At 50.3% G+C, this 17,416-nt stretch carries 22 protein-coding genes and 1 pseudogene; 1 reads left to right on the top strand and 22 read right to left on the bottom strand.

Features of this window, described 5'->3' with window-relative positions:
- Nucleotides 1–116: 116 nt before the first annotated feature.
- From mtrB to P0X86_RS11900, 22 genes and pseudogenes are all read right to left on the bottom strand, one after another.
- Nucleotides 117–341 (bottom strand): trp RNA-binding attenuation protein MtrB, encoded by a 225-nt coding sequence (gene mtrB, locus P0X86_RS12005; RefSeq protein ID WP_009595134.1) that lies wholly within the window; start codon nucleotides 339–341, stop codon nucleotides 117–119.
- Between the two features lie 86 nt (nucleotides 342–427).
- Nucleotides 428–700: an HU family DNA-binding protein gene (locus tag P0X86_RS12000; protein WP_006209463.1), complete on the bottom strand. Its 273-nt coding sequence runs from the start codon at nucleotides 698–700 to the stop codon at nucleotides 428–430.
- 259 nt (nucleotides 701–959) lie between these two features.
- Nucleotides 960–2,437, bottom strand: a pseudogene (gene spoIVA, locus P0X86_RS11995) (stage IV sporulation protein A).
- Between the two features lie 605 nt (nucleotides 2,438–3,042).
- A complete protein-coding gene (locus P0X86_RS11990) occupies nucleotides 3,043–3,795 on the bottom strand; it encodes a hypothetical protein (RefSeq protein ID WP_277749027.1) in 753 nt (250 codons plus the stop codon).
- 24 nt (nucleotides 3,796–3,819) lie between these two features.
- On the bottom strand, nucleotides 3,820–4,179 hold the full coding sequence (locus P0X86_RS11985; RefSeq protein ID WP_277748562.1) for a 2Fe-2S iron-sulfur cluster-binding protein: 360 nt from the start codon (nucleotides 4,177–4,179) through the stop codon (nucleotides 3,820–3,822).
- A gap of 60 nt (nucleotides 4,180–4,239) precedes the next feature.
- Nucleotides 4,240–4,524, bottom strand: coding sequence for a hypothetical protein (locus tag P0X86_RS11980; RefSeq protein ID WP_277748561.1), 285 nt, complete (start codon nucleotides 4,522–4,524; stop codon nucleotides 4,240–4,242).
- A gap of 50 nt (nucleotides 4,525–4,574) precedes the next feature.
- On the bottom strand, nucleotides 4,575–4,829 hold the full coding sequence (locus P0X86_RS11975; RefSeq protein ID WP_277748560.1) for a hypothetical protein: 255 nt from the start codon (nucleotides 4,827–4,829) through the stop codon (nucleotides 4,575–4,577).
- A gap of 43 nt (nucleotides 4,830–4,872) precedes the next feature.
- Entirely contained in the window at nucleotides 4,873–5,052 is a 180-nt protein-coding gene (locus P0X86_RS11970) for a DUF2768 family protein (RefSeq protein WP_006209457.1), read from the bottom strand.
- A gap of 145 nt (nucleotides 5,053–5,197) precedes the next feature.
- Entirely contained in the window at nucleotides 5,198–5,473 is a 276-nt protein-coding gene (locus P0X86_RS11965; RefSeq protein ID WP_009595189.1) for a stage VI sporulation protein F, read from the bottom strand.
- Nucleotides 5,474–5,536: 63 nt separating this feature from the next.
- A complete protein-coding gene (locus P0X86_RS11960) occupies nucleotides 5,537–6,577 on the bottom strand; it encodes an NAD(P)H-dependent glycerol-3-phosphate dehydrogenase (protein ID WP_015734520.1) in 1,041 nt (346 codons plus the stop codon).
- A complete protein-coding gene (plsY, locus tag P0X86_RS11955) occupies nucleotides 6,570–7,196 on the bottom strand; it encodes a glycerol-3-phosphate 1-O-acyltransferase PlsY (RefSeq protein ID WP_009595194.1) in 627 nt (208 codons plus the stop codon). The genes P0X86_RS11960 and plsY overlap by 8 nt, the downstream gene beginning before the upstream one ends.
- 11 nt (nucleotides 7,197–7,207) lie before the next feature.
- Entirely contained in the window at nucleotides 7,208–8,530 is a 1,323-nt protein-coding gene (gene der, locus P0X86_RS11950) for a ribosome biogenesis GTPase Der (RefSeq protein WP_009595099.1), read from the bottom strand.
- Between the two features lie 211 nt (nucleotides 8,531–8,741).
- Complete coding sequence (rpsA, locus tag P0X86_RS11945; protein WP_015734518.1) at nucleotides 8,742–9,959, bottom strand: 30S ribosomal protein S1; 1,218 nt, start codon at nucleotides 9,957–9,959, stop codon at nucleotides 8,742–8,744.
- A 120-nt stretch (nucleotides 9,960–10,079) separates the two neighbouring features.
- On the bottom strand, nucleotides 10,080–10,670 hold the full coding sequence (locus P0X86_RS11940) for a lysophospholipid acyltransferase family protein (protein ID WP_096773273.1): 591 nt from the start codon (nucleotides 10,668–10,670) through the stop codon (nucleotides 10,080–10,082).
- Between the two features lie 21 nt (nucleotides 10,671–10,691).
- Nucleotides 10,692–11,372, bottom strand: coding sequence for a (d)CMP kinase (cmk, locus tag P0X86_RS11935; protein WP_015734516.1), 681 nt, complete (start codon nucleotides 11,370–11,372; stop codon nucleotides 10,692–10,694).
- Between the two features lie 176 nt (nucleotides 11,373–11,548).
- Nucleotides 11,549–11,779 carry a DUF5359 family protein gene (locus P0X86_RS11930; protein WP_255250448.1) on the bottom strand — a complete coding sequence of 77 codons (231 nt, stop codon included), beginning with the start codon at nucleotides 11,777–11,779 and terminating at the stop codon, nucleotides 11,549–11,551.
- A 122-nt stretch (nucleotides 11,780–11,901) separates the two neighbouring features.
- Nucleotides 11,902–12,564 (bottom strand): flagellar brake protein, encoded by a 663-nt coding sequence (locus P0X86_RS11925; RefSeq protein ID WP_015734514.1) that lies wholly within the window; start codon nucleotides 12,562–12,564, stop codon nucleotides 11,902–11,904.
- 212 nt (nucleotides 12,565–12,776) lie between these two features.
- Nucleotides 12,777–14,126 carry a germination protein YpeB gene (ypeB, locus tag P0X86_RS11920; RefSeq protein WP_096773271.1) on the bottom strand — a complete coding sequence of 450 codons (1,350 nt, stop codon included), beginning with the start codon at nucleotides 14,124–14,126 and terminating at the stop codon, nucleotides 12,777–12,779.
- An 89-nt stretch (nucleotides 14,127–14,215) separates the two neighbouring features.
- Nucleotides 14,216–14,362, bottom strand: a complete 147-nt coding sequence (locus P0X86_RS11915; protein WP_009595221.1) for a hypothetical protein — start codon at nucleotides 14,360–14,362, stop codon at nucleotides 14,216–14,218.
- A 72-nt stretch (nucleotides 14,363–14,434) separates the two neighbouring features.
- Entirely contained in the window at nucleotides 14,435–15,130 is a 696-nt protein-coding gene (gene prsW, locus P0X86_RS11910) for a glutamic-type intramembrane protease PrsW (RefSeq protein WP_090911039.1), read from the bottom strand.
- 57 nt (nucleotides 15,131–15,187) lie between these two features.
- Nucleotides 15,188–15,799, bottom strand: coding sequence for a genetic competence negative regulator (locus tag P0X86_RS11905; protein ID WP_009595249.1), 612 nt, complete (start codon nucleotides 15,797–15,799; stop codon nucleotides 15,188–15,190).
- Between the two features lie 201 nt (nucleotides 15,800–16,000).
- Nucleotides 16,001–16,372 (bottom strand): hypothetical protein, encoded by a 372-nt coding sequence (locus P0X86_RS11900; RefSeq protein WP_213577763.1) that lies wholly within the window; start codon nucleotides 16,370–16,372, stop codon nucleotides 16,001–16,003.
- Nucleotides 16,373–16,465: 93 nt separating this feature from the next.
- On the opposite strand from P0X86_RS11900, the gene P0X86_RS11895 reads away from it, so the two are divergent.
- A complete protein-coding gene (locus P0X86_RS11895) occupies nucleotides 16,466–17,392 on the top strand; it encodes a polysaccharide deacetylase family protein (RefSeq protein WP_277748559.1) in 927 nt (308 codons plus the stop codon).
- Nucleotides 17,393–17,416: the final 24 nt, after the last annotated feature.

Here is a 17,416-nt window from a genome sequence, read left to right as displayed (position 1 = left end):
TCGACAAAGCGGCAAGTGCCTTTAACAATTTGTTAACACACATTCCGCGCGAATAAACTCGAAATACAAAAAAGCCCCACCGAAATGGCGGGGCTTTTTCTATATGATGATTTTCCTCAGATGCCGGATTCGATCTTCCCATGCTTGGTCATGATCTCGGCTTTGCCGCGTATTTTCACCGCGGACGTATGATCCGTGAACTGGGCGATGATGACTTCGCCTTTGTCCAGCTTCTCGGTATGATGAAAGCGGGTATCCTGACCGCGGGTAAGACCGATTACCTGCACGCCATGGTCCAGTGCTTTGACAATAAAATAATCGCCGTTCTGAACGTTCTCCATTTTCCAGGCCTCCTCGCCGTAAGCCTAAAAAGAAAAGGCCGTGAACGAATTCACGACCTGTGCTCTTAGGTAATATGTAGAAATCTTTATTTGATTCCGTCTTTGAGCGCTTTACCAGGTTTAAATGCAGGAATTTTGCTCGCAGGGATTTCGATTTCTTCACCTGTTTGCGGGTTGCGGCCTTTCCGTGCGGAACGCTCGCGAACCTCGAAGTTGCCAAAACCGACCAGTTGTACCTTGTCTCCACTTTGCAATGCTTCGGAGATTGCATCGAAAACGGCATCAACCGCTTTTGTTGCATCTTTCTTGGAAAGCTCAGTAGATTCAGCTACTTGTGTAATCAGATCCGATTTATTCATTCTTTCACCTCCCTAACAAGGAATGTGCTCCACTTGCTATTCACTGTTTCCGTTTTACCGCAAATTATACGTGCAATCGGGTATTTTACCCCTATCTCGCGTTTAGAATGCATGACGCGGAACAAATTTATAGTAATACAGCCATCTCATAATTTCAAGCGTTTTGCTTTGCTGGGTCAAAGAAAACATGAAAAACAGCCGCTAATCGGGACTTTTGACCCGTTAGCGACTGCATTTTCAACACCTTTTCGGCGCCCACTTAAAGAATGATTGCGATCAAACCGCCGGAGCCTTCGTTAATGATGCGACCCAAGGTTTCCTGCAATTTGTATCTGGCATTGTCCGGCATCATCGCGATTTTTCCTTGGATTCCTTCACGGACGATCGAGTGCAGCGAGCGTCCGAATATGTCGGATTCCCAAATTTTGATCGGATCGTTCTCGAAGTCCTGCATCAGGTAGCGCACAAGCTCCTCGCTCTGCTTCTCCGTGCCGATGATCGGCGAGAACTCGGATTCCACGTCCACCCGAATCATATGAATGGATGGCGCGGTCGCTTTCAATCTTACCCCGAAGCGGGTGCCTTGACGGATGAGCTCAGGCTCATCAAGCGCCATCTCGGCCAGGGAAGGAGCGGCGATGCCGTACCCCGTCGTTTTGACCATCTCAAGCGCTTCGGCGAAGCGGTCGTATTCCCGTTTGGCATGGGAGAACTCCTGCATCAGCTGCAGCAGATGATCCTTGCCTCGGATCTCGACACCCACGACCTCCATCAAGATCCGGTCATACAGTTCGTCAGGCGCGAAGAGGTCGATCTCGGCAACGCCCTGACCCATATTCATGCCGCTGAGTCCGGCGTGGTTGATGAAATCATATTCCATGAACTGGCTAACCACACGATCCACGTCACGCAGACGGCGGATATCTTTCACGGTATCTCTCACCGAGTTTTCATAGTTGCTGCGGAGCCAGTGGTTCTCGTTAAGCACCATAACCCAGCTAGGCAGATTGACATTCACTTCATGCACCGGGAACTCATACAATACCTCACGAAGCACACCGGTCACGTCATCATCGGTCATGGTGGCCGCACTCAGCGTCATGACCGGAATGTCGTATTTCTCTGCCAGCTCATTGCGCAGCTGAAGGGCTTCTTCGCTGCGGGGACGCGTCGAGTTAATGACAACAACAAACGGCTTGCCGACTTCCTTCAGTTCCTCGATGACGCGCTCCTCGGCCTCAACATAAGAGCTTCGCGGGATCTCCGCAATGCTTCCGTCCGTCGTGACAACGACGCCAAGCGTGGAGTGCTCCTGAATGACTTTGCGGGTTCCGATTTCGGCCGCTTCCTGGAACGGAATCGGCTCTTCGAACCATGGCGTCGAGATCATTCTCGGGCCATTCTCGTCCTCGTAACCCTTGGCGCCTTCAACGGCATAACCAACACAATCGACCAATCTTACGTTGACCTCAAGGCCATCCGTAACCTTGATTTGTACCGCGTTGTTCGGCACGAATTTCGGCTCGGTCGTCATGATCGTTTTCCTGCAGCACTTTGAGGCAGCTCATCGACAGCTCTTACTCGATCCGCCTCGTTCGTAATGTTCGGGAGAACAACCGTCTCCATAAACCGCTTGATGAAAGTTGATTTTCCCGTACGGACGGCACCGACAACACCTAAGTAAATGTCCCCTCCGGTCCGTTCGGCAATGTCCTTAAAAATGTCCACTTTTTCCAAAAGAGATCCCCTCCTCAAATTACTCCGAAGGAAAAATGCTTTAAGAGCATCCGCTTCGTGTTCCACTCATAGCCAAAGCCATTGCAACAGATGAGCAGCCTTTACAATGTCGCCAGCATCCCGCCGCCGGTATTCCATGAGTTTGGATGGAAACGGCAAAGCGGCGTAACTCGTACATGCATTTGGACTAGTAACATCATATGTACCGGGTTCAAAAATATGACGGTTGCCCCTTAAAGTCCGTCCAGTTTTTTTTAAGATATCGAATATGCCTGCAACTGCCAGACACGCAATCGAATACCGCAAGAAAAACCACCGCTCGGGGCACGGTCTGTCTTCGCGCTGTCACGCCATTCAGACGCTTTCTAGTGCCTCATGATGTGGGCAACCGGCTCTTGCCCGCACTACTCTTTCAGATTATGAATATGCGCGGACTTTACTAGATATTCCAAAGAGATTCAGCCCTATTCGAAAAAACGATCTAAGAAGAGACTCGAGGATAAAAAAGTAGACCCGCCTTATGGCTGCCGTACCTCATTCTTCAGGCAGAAACCGGCAACCAGGCGGGACCAAAAAAATACCCGCCGATATCGGCGGGTACGGGTTTAGGATAGGGGCTGAGCCACAGGCTGCCCGTCCTTCCATGCATAGGGTACGGATTTTACGGGTACATAATAGGATTCCTTCTCCAGAAACACCCGTAAATCCTCTCCTTCTTTGGGCTCGGAGCCGTTTTTCTGGATAGCCTGCATAATATCAAAGGCATAATCGGCGTACACCGTGCCCTCTTCATCCATCATAAAAGGCATTTCCTGGCCCGAGTATACACTCATTAACTTAAGGGATTTGGCCTCGGTTTTCGACAAATCCACCGCCGTATAACCCGGGTAGAGGGCTTCCCCTGCCGGAAGGGCGTTGTCATTCGCCATTTTGTACAGATTCACGGCTCGCTGAACGTCATTCACCTTCTGAGCCGTTGTTAAGTCCATGACCTTCACGGTCGGTTCGGTTTCCTCATTAATAATGAGAAAATAACCGCTGCCGCCTTTCTCGAAAGCCGTATCCGGAATTTGGTCGATATATCCTCGGCCCTTCAGCTGATCCAAATCGACCCGGTATTTCTCATACTTCGGAATTTCCGCGCCTGCCGTAATGATCGGCAGAATTCCTTGCTCTTGATAAAAATCGTCCACGGCCGACTGAATCCGTTTGACACTTTCCCTATAGGAAACCTTGTTCTCCTGCAGCCTCTCGTCAGGATATAGACAACCTGTCAGCAACATTGGAAACAGCACCAGGACTAAGACGGCAGACATCCGCTTCGTACGGCCAGCCGCTTGGGTCATCCAAGTGTTCATACTCAACTAACATCATCCTTCGCTTTAAATAAAGTCATCGGACACCCGGTTCCTCGCTGCCTCCAACTGCTTGCGTATCGCGGCTTTAAGGGGATCCTCAGGGATTATCACCTTCAAATGGCTCGTAATCCTCGTCTGGCAGGATAACCGGTAGCCTTGTTCCATCATCGACGTTCCCAGCTTCCTGATTTCCTTGGTCTCAGGAGCAGAGCAATGTCCGCGTTCCTCATCCGGTACCAGGATCTTGCACATCAGACAGCCTGCTTTGCCTCCGCAACGGGTCGGAATGCGTACACCGGCACGACGCGAGGCATCCAGCACATTCGTGTTCGGACGAACCCTGACCTTCTTCTGATCCGGCAGAAATAATACCTCGTACTCCAACGGCAAACCGCTCCTTTTCTTATGTACCCGCTCTTCCATGCTGCCGGTTCGATTACCGTGCTATGGCTGTAGTCCGATTAATCGCTTCAATACCATCCGATGTTCCTCGCTCAACCGATTTCGGCTTAACAACCGCTGAAGCAGCGGCAAATGTTGGTTCATATCCCTCAACATCGTCTCCGCAATGGCATCGTAACGATCCGGTCTGTCTCGAAGCACATTAAACACCAGTTCGTGGGATAACGGCATCAGCCGTACCGTGACGTCCCGTATGTGGCGCGCTGGCGCTGCAGGATAGAGCAATTGATCGATTTCAACGCGATAGGAGGAACCCTCCGAATTCACTTCAAATCCGCCTACAAGTTCAATCGGGACTTTCTCTAATTCATAGTGGCTCAGAATGGAAGAATATATCCCTTCCTGATCCAGCCGGGGAGCGTCTGCTGCCAGAAGGGCCAGCGTCTCATGCAGCGGCTGAATCCCCCTGCATCGGCGTAAATATCGATATCCCTCGGCGGCTTGCCTAATTCTACGCCCTGAAGGAGCAAGCAGCAGCTTCCACCCAGCAGCCAAGCGACAGGAGCCTGATTCAGTTTGTGAATGGCGGTAGCTAACGCCTTCTCCAATTCCGGCAGATCATTCAGCGTCATGCTGCACCCCTTTACCGTATCATCCCGGAAGCGGCTTCCCATATTAAATGATGGAAGCCAGTCCGATAATAAAACCGAAAATCATCATCATAAAGGCCACAAACGATAGCGTGCCGCGCAGAAAACCTTTGGTCTTGCTTCGCGCAAGCGTAACCACGATGACGGACAGCGCCATAATCAATAATGCGACAAGGGACAGCCACATCTTTTGCATCGGATCCATGTCACGAAACTCTCCAATCTCTCTTCAAATTATTCAACCTATTATATCACGAAAATGATAGTGCCTCACCCTGAGTATGGCGAAAAAAAAGAACAAAAGCCGCATTCCCGCAAAGGATGCGTCTTTTGTTCATGATCAGCATATCTTATTTGTTCATCATCATTTTCATCAAGGCTTCCATATTGCTCGGATTCATGCCGCTCTTCTTCACCGCTCCGACAATTTCCTGAATCGTGTCCTCGCTGACAGGTATGTTCGCCATAGCAGATACCTGCTTGATCAGCTGGCGGAGCTGGGCTTCATTTTGCATAGTAGACGGCTTAACCGTGCTAGCCAGCTTATTGACAGCCCCTGAAGAAATTTTCTTACCGCTTTTCTTGTTAATCGCATTCAGTACATCCTTGTGAAAGCTTTTGCTCATTTCCACCCCTCCTCCGACATCCTCACATCAATATATGAGTCAATCCTCGGAATGGTGAATAAGCTAGGTGTGCCATTGCTCCCAAGTCTCGAGCGGCATCATTTCCATCTCGGTCTTGGGGTCCCGACCCATTAAGGCTTCCACGGCGACGCGGGGATTCCGGTCTTTAAACAACACATGGTACAGCTGGTCGGCAATCGGCATCTGCACCCCGTATTTCTCGGAAATGGCATGCGCGGCTTTGGTCGTGCGTATTCCTTCCACCACCATCCCCATGGATGCGAGAACCTCATCAAGCTTCTTGCCCTGCCCAAGCATCGAGCCTGCACGCCAGTTCCGGCTGTGCTGGCTCGTAGCGGTAACCACGAGGTCGCCGATCCCGGCAAGCCCGGCAAACGTCAGCGGATTCGCACCCATCTCCATGCCGATTCGCAAAATTTCTGCCAATCCCCTCGTAATAAGCGCTGCCTTGGCGTTGTCGCCGAAGCCCAATCCGTCGGACATGCCGGCGCCCAAAGCGATAATATTTTTCAGCGCTCCGGCCAATTCCACGCCGATCATATCCCGGTTCGTGTACACTCTGAAATACGTGTTCATAAACAGATCCTGGGCGGCGGCGGCGGCCTTGGCGTCCAAGGATGCCACAACGACCGTTGTAGGGCAGCGTCTCACCACTTCCTCCGCATGGCTGGGTCCTGATAGTACGACTACGCGGCCTTCCTCGCAGCCCAGCTCTTCGGATATGACGGTCGACATCCGCTTCAGGGATTCAATCTCGAATCCTTTGGTTGCGTGAATCACCAGCATATCTTCGCTCCAATACTGCTTCAGCTGGCCCGAAACCTCCCGCATCGCGGACGATGGTGCAACGATAACTACGGCAGCAGCCGAAGAGACCGCCTCTTCCATATCGGTCGTGGCGCGAATGTTCGAAGATAACTCCACCCCGGGCAAATAACGGTTGTTGGTATGCAGTTCGTTAATTTCACGGGTCTGTTCCTCCGTTCTCGTCCAGACGACAACATCCAGATCATTCGAAGCGAGAACACTTGCCAAAGCGGTTCCCCAACTGCCTGCCACCAGAACAGCGACTTTGTCAGACAACGCGCTTCCCTCCTTTGTCCTTTCCTTTTCCGGAACCAAGCTTGTTTTCACGTCCCTGTACAAGCTTCACGATGTTCGAGCGATGACGCCAGAAGGCGAATACGCATATGATCAAGCTTGTCCAAAAGATCGGCCAGGAATAATCCGCGATCAAGAGGAAAACAGGGGTAAGCACTACAAAAATAAGGGAACCCAAAGATACATAACGGGTAAAAACAATGGATAGAATGGCGATAATGCCTGCTATAAGCGCTGGAATGAAGCAGAGCGTAGCAAGCACCCCAATGGCGGTTGCAATTCCTTTGCCGCCTCGAAAGCGGAAGTAAAGAGGCCAATTATGACCGATGATGGCGGCAATGCCGCATAACCCCGGCAGCCACGCATTGTCTCCCCCGAGCCATCGTCCGATCCAAACCGCAGCGATGCCCTTAATTACATCCAAAGCCAATACCAGAATGGCAGGTCCTTTTCCCAGGACGCGAAGGGTATTGGTTGCCCCGGCGTTCCCGCTGCCATGCTGACGAATGTCGATCCCTTTCAGGATTTTGGCAAGCAGTACGCTAAAGCTTACCGAACCAAGTAAATAACAAACTACAATCGCTACGATCTCCAGAATCAAGCTATTCTCCCCTAACTCTCATCAGACTTTCTTCGAGTAAATATCCTGATGGGTGTACCTTCAAAGTCAAAAGCGGCCCGAATCTTGTTCTCAAGGTAACGCTCATATGAGAAGTGCATCAATTCCGGATCGTTGACGAATACGACCATGGTCGGCGGCTTGACCGCCACCTGTGTTGAATAGTTAATGCGCAATCTTCTTCCCTTATCCGTTGGAGGCGGGTTGATCGCAATCGCATCGGATATGACATCGTTAAGCAAATGCGTCTGCACGCGAAGGGAATGCTGATCGGCCACATGTTTAACGACAGGGAGCAGCTTCTGCAGGCGCTGCTTCGTCTTGGCCGACAAGAATACGACCGGCGCATAGGTCATGAACAGGAAATGGTCCCGGATCTTTTTCTCGAACTGCTGCATCGTCTTGTCGTCTTTCTCGACCATATCCCATTTGTTGACGACAAATAAAGACGCTTTACCGGCCTCATAAGCATAACCGGCGATATGCTTGTCCTGCTCGATAATGCCTTCTTCCCCGTTGATGAGCACGAGAACGACATCCGCCCGCTCGATGGCCCGCATGGCACGCATGACGCTGTATTTCTCGGTGGTTTCATACACTTTTCCGCGTTTGCGCATGCCTGCCGTATCGATGAGGACATACCGCTGCCCGTCTTTCTCGAATGGCGTATCGATCGCATCGCGGGTCGTGCCCGCAACGTCACTGACAATGACGCGCTCTTCTCCCAGAATGGCATTGACGAGAGAAGATTTACCCACATTCGGTCTGCCGATCAAGGCGACACGAATAACATCCTCGTCATATTCGTCGTCTTCCAGTTCCGGCAGGTTCTCGACGACAACGTCCAAGAGGTCGCCGATCCCTGTGCCGTGGCTGCCTGATATCCCGACAGGATCGCCAAATCCGAGGGAATAGAACTCATAGATATCATCAGCGCGCTTCAAATTATCCACTTTGTTTACGCTGAGTATGACAGGTTTACCGGAACGGAACAGAATCTGTGCAACTTCCTCGTCCGATTGGGTAACCCCCGTCTTCGCATCGCACATAAATACGATGACATCCGCTTCTTCAATCGCAAGCTCGGCTTGCATGCGTATGGATTTCAAAATCATGTCATCGCCGTCGATTTCGATACCGCCTGTATCGATGACACTGAACGCTTTACCGTTCCATTCGGCACTGCCGTAAATCCGGTCACGGGTAATCCCCGGTTTATCTTCAACGATGGCTAATCTGTCGCCGATCAATCGGTTAAATATGGTGGATTTACCGACGTTAGGCCTTCCGACGATAGCCACTACGGGTCTTGCCATAGTCACTCCTCCTGTCAATTCTTACGATTATCATCATAGCAAAAAACGTTACAATTGGCTAACCTTTCATCTGCATTTCTATTATGCTCTACCCCATGTTACAACATCCGTAAACGTTCGTCCCCTAAAAAAACAAATGGCGAACCCAGATTTCTGGGTTCGCCGACTTCGTTATGATAGGTCAATAGACCGAACAAAACTGTTCCCGGGCTTACTTGAATTTGCTCAGCTTATCGCCGAAACGCTCGCCAAGCGTAACGCTCATGCCTTGGTTGTTCAAAGAAACGTTCGGGTTGTCTTTCAGGTCGATTTTAGGACCTTTGGACGGTTTTTCAGCTCGCGGAGCTTGAGCTGGCGCTTCTTCGGTTTCTTTGATGCTCAGGCTGATACGCTGCTCGGAAGTGTTGATGTCAAGTACTTTAACCTGAACTTCTTGGCCTTCCTTCAGTACTTCTTGCGGAGTACCGATATGCTTGTGGGAGATTTGGGAGATATGAACCAAACCTTCTACGCCTGGTGCCAATTCAACGAAAGCTCCGAAAGTAACCAGACGTTTTACGACGCCCGTTACGATGTCGCCCGTGTTGAATTGCTCGCCAGCTGTTTCCCAAGGACCCGGAGCAGCCGCTTTGATGCTGAGGCTGATTTTGCCTTTTTCAGGATCCACTTTCAGCACTTTCACGCGCACTTGATCGCCTTCGGACAATACATCGGATGGCTTGTCAACATGGCTCCAAGCGATCTCGGATACGTGAACCAAACCGTCCACGCCGCCAACGTCAACGAATGCGCCGAATTGCGTGAGGCGTTGCACGGTGCCTTCCAGCACTTGTCCGTCTTGAAGCTCGGACATCACTTTTTGTTTGTTCGCTTCGAACTCTTCTTCCAGAACGTCCTTCTGGGAAAGAATCACTTTGTTGTTCTCGCGGTCCAGCTCTTTCACTTTTACGCGAAGCGTGCGGCCTTTGTAGTCGCTGAAGTCTTCAACGAAATGACGCTCGACCATGGAAGCAGGAATAAAGCCGCGTGCGCCGACATCGGCTACAAGTCCGCCTTTAACCACGTCGGCCACCGTTACTTCGAATACGTCCTGATCCGCAAAATGCTTCTCAAGCTCATCCCAAGAATTCTCGGTGTCGATCGCGCGCTTGGAAAGAACCAGGCTTTCCTTGTCGTCGTTGATGCTAACGACCTTGCACTCTACCTCTTGGCCAACCTGAACCGCATCCGATGCATTATCAAGCTGTACAGAAGACAGTTCGCGAACAGGAATTACGCCGTCATATTTATATCCAATGCTTACGTAAGCTTGGTTGTCCTCCAGTTTGACGATCGTCCCTTTCACGGTGTCCCCTTTTTTCAAGGATACGATTTGGTCCAGCTGCTCTTGGTTTTCAGCAGCCTCTTGATTTCTTGTTTCTTCCGACATGTCAAATAACCTCCTCAATTCAAACCCCATTTATTTAAACTCGCATTCGCGAAGTTCAAAACATAATTGCTGTAGTATCTTTCCAACCTTCCCATGCTTTTTATGCATGGAGCGAATAAATCAGTTCTCGGTTGGTTTGCCGCTGGCTCGCATTTCGTGAATCTTGGCCATGATCAATTCGGTTGCCCCATCCAGTGCCTCCGGTGACTTGTCACCTTCGAACCGGGACAGATCCACGGGTGCGCCGTAGATGATTTTTACCTTTCGGAACGGCTTGTAGTCTCCAATGATGGCAGCCGGTACGACCGTTGCCCCACTGCGGAGAGCGAAGCTTGCCGCGCCACGTTTCGCCGCGGTTGCATCCGAATTGCGCGTGCCTTCAGGGAAGATTCCCATAATCTCGCCCGAACGCAAGATCGTAAGAGCGGTTTTGATGGAATCTTTACTTACGCCCCCGCGCTTAACCGGAAAGGCCCCAAGCTGACGAACCAGCCATCCGAACACCGGAATGTTGAACAGCTCGGCTTTGGCCATGAACTTCACTTGGCGCTTGACGTGGATGCCGACAGAAATCGGATCTCGTACGCTAATGTGATTGCTGCAGATTAGCACGCCGCCTTCCGAAGGTATGTTATGTACGCCGACAGATTCGAATCTGTAGAGAATAGCGAACAAACCGCGGACCACCGCTCTGCAAAAAACGTAAATCATGCCTATTTCTCCCCATCCCCATTAAGTTTCGCAATATGAAAGAATCGCTTCGACAACCTGATTGATATCCATATGCGTCGTATCCAGTATGATGGCATCCTCTGCGCATCGGAGCGGGGACACTTCACGTTCCTGGTCCAGCCTGTCGCGTTCTGCGATATCTCTTTCCAATTGTTCCAGCGTTATGCCTTCATCACTTAACTCATGGAAGCGGCGGAGCGCACGTTCCTTGACACTGGCCGTCATGAAAATCTTCACTTCAGCATCCGGCAAAACCGTCGTGCCGATGTCGCGTCCATCCATGACAACGCCCTTATCCAGTGCCATTTGCTGCTGTAAACGGACAAGCTTTATTCGCAAACCTTCGATTCGTGCATATTGGGATACCACTGCACTAACCTGATGTGAACGAATATATGGCGTGACGTCTTCCCCGTTCAGCCAAACCATTTGACCATTTTCATGCGGTTTTAATTCAATCACCATGTTTTGTGCATGTTGAAGCACTTTTTCGGGATTTTCCGGAGAAATCCCTTGGTTCAGCATGAACCAGGTGACTGCCCTGTACATGGCGCCGGTATCCACGTAGATGTACTGCAGCCTGCTGGCTACCATACGCGCTACCGTGCTTTTGCCCGCGCCTGCCGGACCGTCGATGGCAATATTAATTCTGTCGCGATAACCTGTCCCCTGCATAACCAACGGGGCATTCCTCCTCAAACATATACCTCGAAATCGAAAGGGCTTACCATCCGATCAGGGACGGGATCACCGTTCCTCTAGTGAAAATATACAAGAAAGTCCGAGATAAACAAGGTACGATCTCATATTTCAAGAAAAAAGCAGGCGCCCGCCTGCGACGTGAAAATTATACCACACTAGCTAGAGCGATGCAAAAGAGAAGGGGTGTTTTCTCCCATCCAATCGTTTACATTTGGCTCATTAACGGGAACGCCCTCCATCTGCTGAATCGGCGAAAGGTAGGGCCGGCTTGGTTCATAATGCAATAGCAGCTGGACGATCACCAAAGCGAATGCGAGCCCTATCAGCAGCTTAAGCAGTACTTGACCGTATCGGTCATGAAGAGCTTGTCCTTTATCGTCGGACATGGGATCCTGCCTAGTTTTTCGCCGCAGCTGATTTTGATCGTTAGATGACTGGGACATAAGCACACGGTCCTTCCGACACAAAATTTTCCGCTAGTGTGCCACCGGCTTGTCCATTTTATGCATCAACGGTTGCGAAAATCAAACTGGCGCTCAAAGCAATAACGGATCAGCTTCTGACGCTCCATATCTACGATCTGATTAAACTTCAGCATGACGATGCTTCGATTGCCTGGCAGCTGCTTGACCCTGACAACTTCGCCTTCAAAAGGGACATGCTCCACCGATCCGTTCTTGAACGGAATAAGGATCCAGCAGCTTAATAAGCTCCCTTCCGCAAACGATTTGTCGGGTTCCAGGTAAAAGGATACCCCTCCTCCGCCGACATCATCGGTTTTGGTCAGCAACCGCGTGCCGTCTTTGGCCATCACCGCTAACTCGAGCTCGGCTTGTACCCTCAGAAAGCTCCTTCTCTGCACCTTCGTGATCTGATCCGGCTCCGGCTTTTTGATGCGAACCAGGCGTATAACGTCTTCATGGTGACTCAGGACATAGGAATTGAAGAAGTTCTTGACTCCGCCCTCCGTCAAAAAATAAGCGGAAAGCTCGTCCCCAATATACAGCTTCTTCAGCCTCCCCGTTCCTTCCTGAAGCGGAACCTCCATATACATCGATTCGTCATCCATGTCGGAAATGCGGGATTTGTAAACAATGCTGGCTTCCTTCTCATCCCCCGTATCCAACTGGATATAGAGGACGTCGTTGATCTTTGGATACAATGCGCTCACCCACTAATTCATCATAATCATTATTTTCCATTATATCACGGGATGAGCGGGACCATGGGATAAAATCTTCGAATCCGGTCGATTCATGTCTTTCCCCGGGATACAGATGTATTCCTTAGACACTATACTGGCTGCTCTGCAGCAGTTCTCCGGTAAGCAAAAAGCCGATTCAGGAAATCGCCTGAACCGGCTTATATGGCATCAAGAAACGGCTATTTAATTCCTGCCTGCGCATCCTTAACGACCTCGACCGTTTCCTCCAGGCCCGTATCCGCATTAATGTAAATCCGGTACTGGGAGCCGTTGATGCGTCCGCCGAACTCATAACACAGCACATCTTCGGAACGGTCGTTTTTGATTAAGGCCTTGCGGTGGTAGAGCACCTTGAATTCAGGGTTCAAAACCTTCTCCGCTTCGGCGAGGCTGAGCTTCGGCTGCGGGATATCGCGCTTCACCTGGTGCTCGTAAACAAAGTCGCTCGCCTGAAATCCGATGACCTCGCCGTTATCCATGGCGGAGCGCACGGTGATTTTCTCAGGATATATCAGCACGCCGTCTTCTTCGCGCACAAAAGAGAAGTTGGCCAGGTTATCGTATTGGTCGGCCGATACGACCGTCATGTCGGAATAGCCTTTTTTCGTCAGGAATTGCTGGGCTTTGTCGATGGCATCCTGAACGGATGCTCTCTTGGCGCCGACATTCCGTTCATCCGTGTAGGAGATCAGCTGGCCGCCTTTTTCGGTGAAATCCATGCTGAGCATATGGCCTTTCGGGTGTTTGACTTTGGCCGTGTAGGATACCCACTCGGTACCGCTACCGTTCTTCGTCACTTGTACGTTGGCTTGATTGCCCGTGTCGGAGAATTTCAGCGCTTTGCGCTTCACATCCTCCTCCGAGACCGGCATGCCTGCCAGCTGCTTCACGGAACGTCTGTCGTAAATGCTGCTTACCGATGGTCCCCAATCAAGCTCAGGGTAAGCCTCTACTTTTTTATCCACCGTTTTGAATCCGTCAATAATCGAGTTATCTTCGACTTTATTCGTAGCCAAGGCCGTTTCTACGTCCATCCAGCGCAGACTGTTAGCGATGACCTTGTTCTGCACATGCTGCAAATCCTTCGTGATTTCGCCGGAGTTGGCGTATAACGATTTCAACGTTTTGACCTCATTCTCGCTAAGCGGTTCCTTCGTTAAATCGCGCACGCCCGTTTTGTAAGCAAAATTCGATATCCGGGACAGGAACTCTTCGGTTTTGTTGAACGGAAGCAGCGTTAGCGGCAGTTGGCTGATTTCGTTCTGCGCCTGGCTGGTCAGGCGCCATACATTCATCAGACCCTTCCGGTGCATCCCTTGGGAAGTCGAGCTGACCGCAAGCGTATTGCCGAGCTCGGCATGAATCCTGTCCATATTGTACGACAAGTCATGGAAAGCCCGTTGGTACTGGTTCTCGGCGTTAATCAATATGGCGTTCTTTTCTTTATTTTCTTGATATCCCCAAACCAGAGCCCCGATCAATAATATGGTGGCTACAGGAAACAGAATAGCGCTTAATCGTTTGTACATGATGCGATAGTCTCCTTTCTTCTACTCACTGCCGTTAGTTTGACTAGAAGAAAGAAGTCTTATGCATCCCTGGATCATTCCTTCATCAATTAGAAATCTTCCTCAATATCGAAGTGATCCCGGTTGTTGCACAGGCACTGCTTAAATCCGGTTTCGATCCGGCCCTGCTCCTTCTTTCCGCGCAATACGAATCGCTCACCGCAATCCTTGCAAAGAATTTTCACTTTTACACGCAAAAAAGGCACCTCCCTTTCTATGATTCCCTGGCTGTCAGCCAAGGTCTATAGAATGAAGTGTGCCCTGATTTGTTACGTATTAACCTCTTCCTCCCGGTTAATGAAGCGGAAAGGAGAGCGGTTGTTCGCTCTGGAGATTTTGCCCATGCCGCCATACCACAGCAGAACCATTAGCGGAACGATAAACCATACCCATGTGTGGGTCAGCAAATTCAGAATCAGGTCATAAAGACCATGCCACATCCAAGGCAGAACCATGGACAGCACGAGGAAGAATCTTCTTCGTTTCCCTTCCGTGAACCTCGCATGTCCCATGTAGTATCCCATGATAACGCCAAACATTGCGTGACCCGAAACGGGCAGCAGCGCCCGCATGAACATCGGGCCGAAGGCTGCCTGGCTGTACCAAGCGTAAAGTAAATTCTCTACCGTAGCAAATCCCAGCGATATTGCCACTGCATATAGTATGCCGTCATAAGGTTCGTCAAATTCCGTATGGTTAAAAATAATATGATACATCACGAACCATTTTAAAAATTCCTCAACGCCCGCCGAAACGAACAGTGAGTTGACTACCGGATTGTCGCCAAGCCATAGTATCATTCCCCGCTGCAAAATCATGACCGGGAAAACGATCAGAACCCCTAGCATGAACACTTTGATCACCATGTGCAGGGGTTCTTGATCATACCTGTCCTTCAGGTAAAAATACGTGAGCAATGCGAGTCCCGGCGCCAAAGCTGACGCAATGATCGAGAACACCAGCACTGAAATTCCCCTTCCGTTAGTTGCGGGCCTGAAGTCCGGCACGCACGCCCACATTGATTAATGCTGACGCTGGAAGTGTGTACAGATTACCTCAACCGCTTGCTGAGGCATCACTTTCTTCCCGTATTCCTCCAGCATAGCCTCCGTTACCGAAGAGGATTCGCCGAACTCGGCCAGCATCGCGATTATAGCCGGCAGCTTCTCGCTATCCAATTCCTCGGGCTCGAAGTACAAAAACCATTTATCCATATAGTGATAGAGCTTGCCCGCTCCGCCTACAAGGTCCTTCAACATATGCGATGCTTCAATGAGCACTTCAAAATCCTGAAAAACATAGACGATGGTATCACTTTGATCCAGCGTTACTTCCATTTCATAAATCTCGTCCGGCATATCTTCTTCGGACAAGCCGCCGAAATGATGATCGTATTTCCCTCTCGTCACAATAACCACCATGCCTTGGGCAGGCAGTGCAAACACCTCAACGGCAAGAGGTCCGGTGGCATCAAATCCGAGTTCACTGTATGCCTGATCCATCATCTCCGTAAACAGGTCATAAACTTTCGGTATTTCCTGCCACATCTCTTCCTTCTGGATCCCACGCTCACTCAGATCGTCAAACGTGAGGAAAATCCGTATCTTATCTTGACTCAAACGCTCTATTTTCATGACAGGATCCTCCTTACGTAAACAAAAGTTTATAACAAATTATGATGTCTGGATTATGACGTGATAAAAATGGTTTTATATAATTGATTTTATCATTTAATACCCACAAATGCACGTAAATATGTAGCTGAAGAAAAAAGAATCATTCACAGGGATTCGTGAGGCCGTTCCCCGAGAATGATTCAAAAAGGTTGATGCCGTTTACAAACCCGGTATGACGGTGTGGGTCTCTTTCAAAATCTGTTCGACTTCGGTCTTCACATCAGGGTTGTTTCGGATGAAATCCTTGACCTGCTTCAGGTTGGCAGCCTTCGAATGAGTCGATGCCTGTACCCCTGCAGTTCCATTGGAATGAGTGGAATCATGTCGGCCTGGACTGGGAGACACGCTTTCTCGGCTGGAGCCGCTAAACTGGCTCTTGTTGCCTTGAATTTTACTCATCGCGGTATTCGCAAACCGGCCAAGATTCGCGTCTTTCATCATCGAGGAGAAGAACATGCCGTTTTTCCGGGAAATCATACGGGATGCAACGGCTCCGATAATGACACCATATAGAAATGACGAAGTCTTCACAAATGATACCTCCTTCTATGATAAACTCGAGTTTATTGTTCTCGCACCGCCAGGAACTCATGCTACATAAATACAGGAAAGTGAGATGGAATCATGGTTAGAACACGAACAGTCCTTCTGTTGGCCTGCTGCCTGATGCTCAGTGCATGCGGCAGCAACGGCGCCGCTCAGAAGCAAGGCGCGGCTATGGAAGGCGGTAATACCCAGACGACGCAGCAAAACGAATCCGCCGGGCAGGTGTCCCCTCCGAAAGAAAACACCGATCCTTCGGCCGAACAGGACAAGCTTGAAGCCCCGTCCAGCGCGAGCTCGAGTAAATCCCCGGGTTCTCCGGACCCGTCCGAAGAGTCCGTCAAGGATCCGGAAGCCGAGGCTCCGTCCGAACCGAAATACCACATGAATAAGGTGTACCGAATCGTACCAAACGATGAATCCGTACCCGAAAAGGTGGTGCTGCTCACTTTTGACGACGGTCCCAAGGATGAAAAAATGATCAACCGCATGATCGATACGCTCGACAAGCATGAAGCCAAAGCCATTTTCTTCGTGAACGGATACCGCGCGAAGGAGCATCCCGAACTGCTGAAGCTGATCCATGACCGCGGTCAAGTCATCGGCAATCATTCCTGGGATCATATCGACCTGAAAAAGGAAAGCAAACAGAAGGTCGAGAAACAGATCGGGGACGTCCAGAAGATCGTTAAGGAAGCGACGGGAGCGGAACCGAAGTTTTTCCGGCCTCCGTTCGGCTCCGGCGGAGATACCGTCAAGGAAGTCGCGCTGGAGCATGACCTGCTGTTTATGACTTGGTCCAACGGTTCCCTGGATTGGGAAAGCAAAAACAAAAACAAACCCGATGCCGTTGTGAGCAACGTGCTCGAGCAGCTTCATCCCGGCAGCAATATTCTGATGCATGAGCTTCCGTGGACTGCCGACGCTCTGGACACTTTGCTGACCAAGCTCGAGGCCAAAGGGTATGGATTCGTGGATCCGCAATGGATCGAGCCTAAAATAAGATAACCCGAAAAACCGGAAAAACCTTAA

Source organism: Paenibacillus sp. BR1-192 (assembly GCF_029542445.1).
GTDB lineage: Bacteria > Bacillota > Bacilli > Paenibacillales > Paenibacillaceae > Paenibacillus_AQ > Paenibacillus_AQ lautus_A.
The sequence above is the reverse complement of the archived record's forward strand: the minus strand, read 5'-3'. Positions and strand labels throughout refer to the sequence as shown.

Bases quoted from the DNA above. Each gene is read 5' to 3' on its own strand.
- rpsA (WP_015734518.1), bottom strand. From the start codon at position 9,959: ATGTCGGAAGAAACAAGAAATCAAGAGGCTGCTGAAAACCAAGAGCAG.
- P0X86_RS11975 (WP_277748560.1), bottom strand. From the start codon at position 4,829: ATGACGCTGAATGATCTGCCGGAATTGGAGAAGGCGTTAGCTACCGCC.
- der (WP_009595099.1), bottom strand. From the start codon at position 8,530: ATGGCAAGACCCGTAGTGGCTATCGTCGGAAGGCCTAACGTCGGTAAA.
- P0X86_RS11895 (WP_277748559.1), top strand. From the start codon at position 16,466: ATGGTTAGAACACGAACAGTCCTTCTGTTGGCCTGCTGCCTGATGCTC.
- P0X86_RS11970 (WP_006209457.1), bottom strand. From the start codon at position 5,052: ATGGATCCGATGCAAAAGATGTGGCTGTCCCTTGTCGCATTATTGATT.
- mtrB (WP_009595134.1), bottom strand. From the start codon at position 341: ATGGAGAACGTTCAGAACGGCGATTATTTTATTGTCAAAGCACTGGAC.
- P0X86_RS12000 (WP_006209463.1), bottom strand. From the start codon at position 700: ATGAATAAATCGGATCTGATTACACAAGTAGCTGAATCTACTGAGCTT.
- P0X86_RS11990 (WP_277749027.1), bottom strand. From the start codon at position 3,795: ATGAACACTTGGATGACCCAAGCGGCTGGCCGTACGAAGCGGATGTCT.
- P0X86_RS11965 (WP_009595189.1), bottom strand. From the start codon at position 5,473: ATGAGCAAAAGCTTTCACAAGGATGTACTGAATGCGATTAACAAGAAA.
- P0X86_RS11905 (WP_009595249.1), bottom strand. From the start codon at position 15,799: ATGAAAATAGAGCGTTTGAGTCAAGATAAGATACGGATTTTCCTCACG.
- P0X86_RS11930 (WP_255250448.1), bottom strand. From the start codon at position 11,779: ATGTCCGACGATAAAGGACAAGCTCTTCATGACCGATACGGTCAAGTA.
- P0X86_RS11940 (WP_096773273.1), bottom strand. From the start codon at position 10,670: ATGATTTACGTTTTTTGCAGAGCGGTGGTCCGCGGTTTGTTCGCTATT.
- ypeB (WP_096773271.1), bottom strand. From the start codon at position 14,126: ATGTACAAACGATTAAGCGCTATTCTGTTTCCTGTAGCCACCATATTA.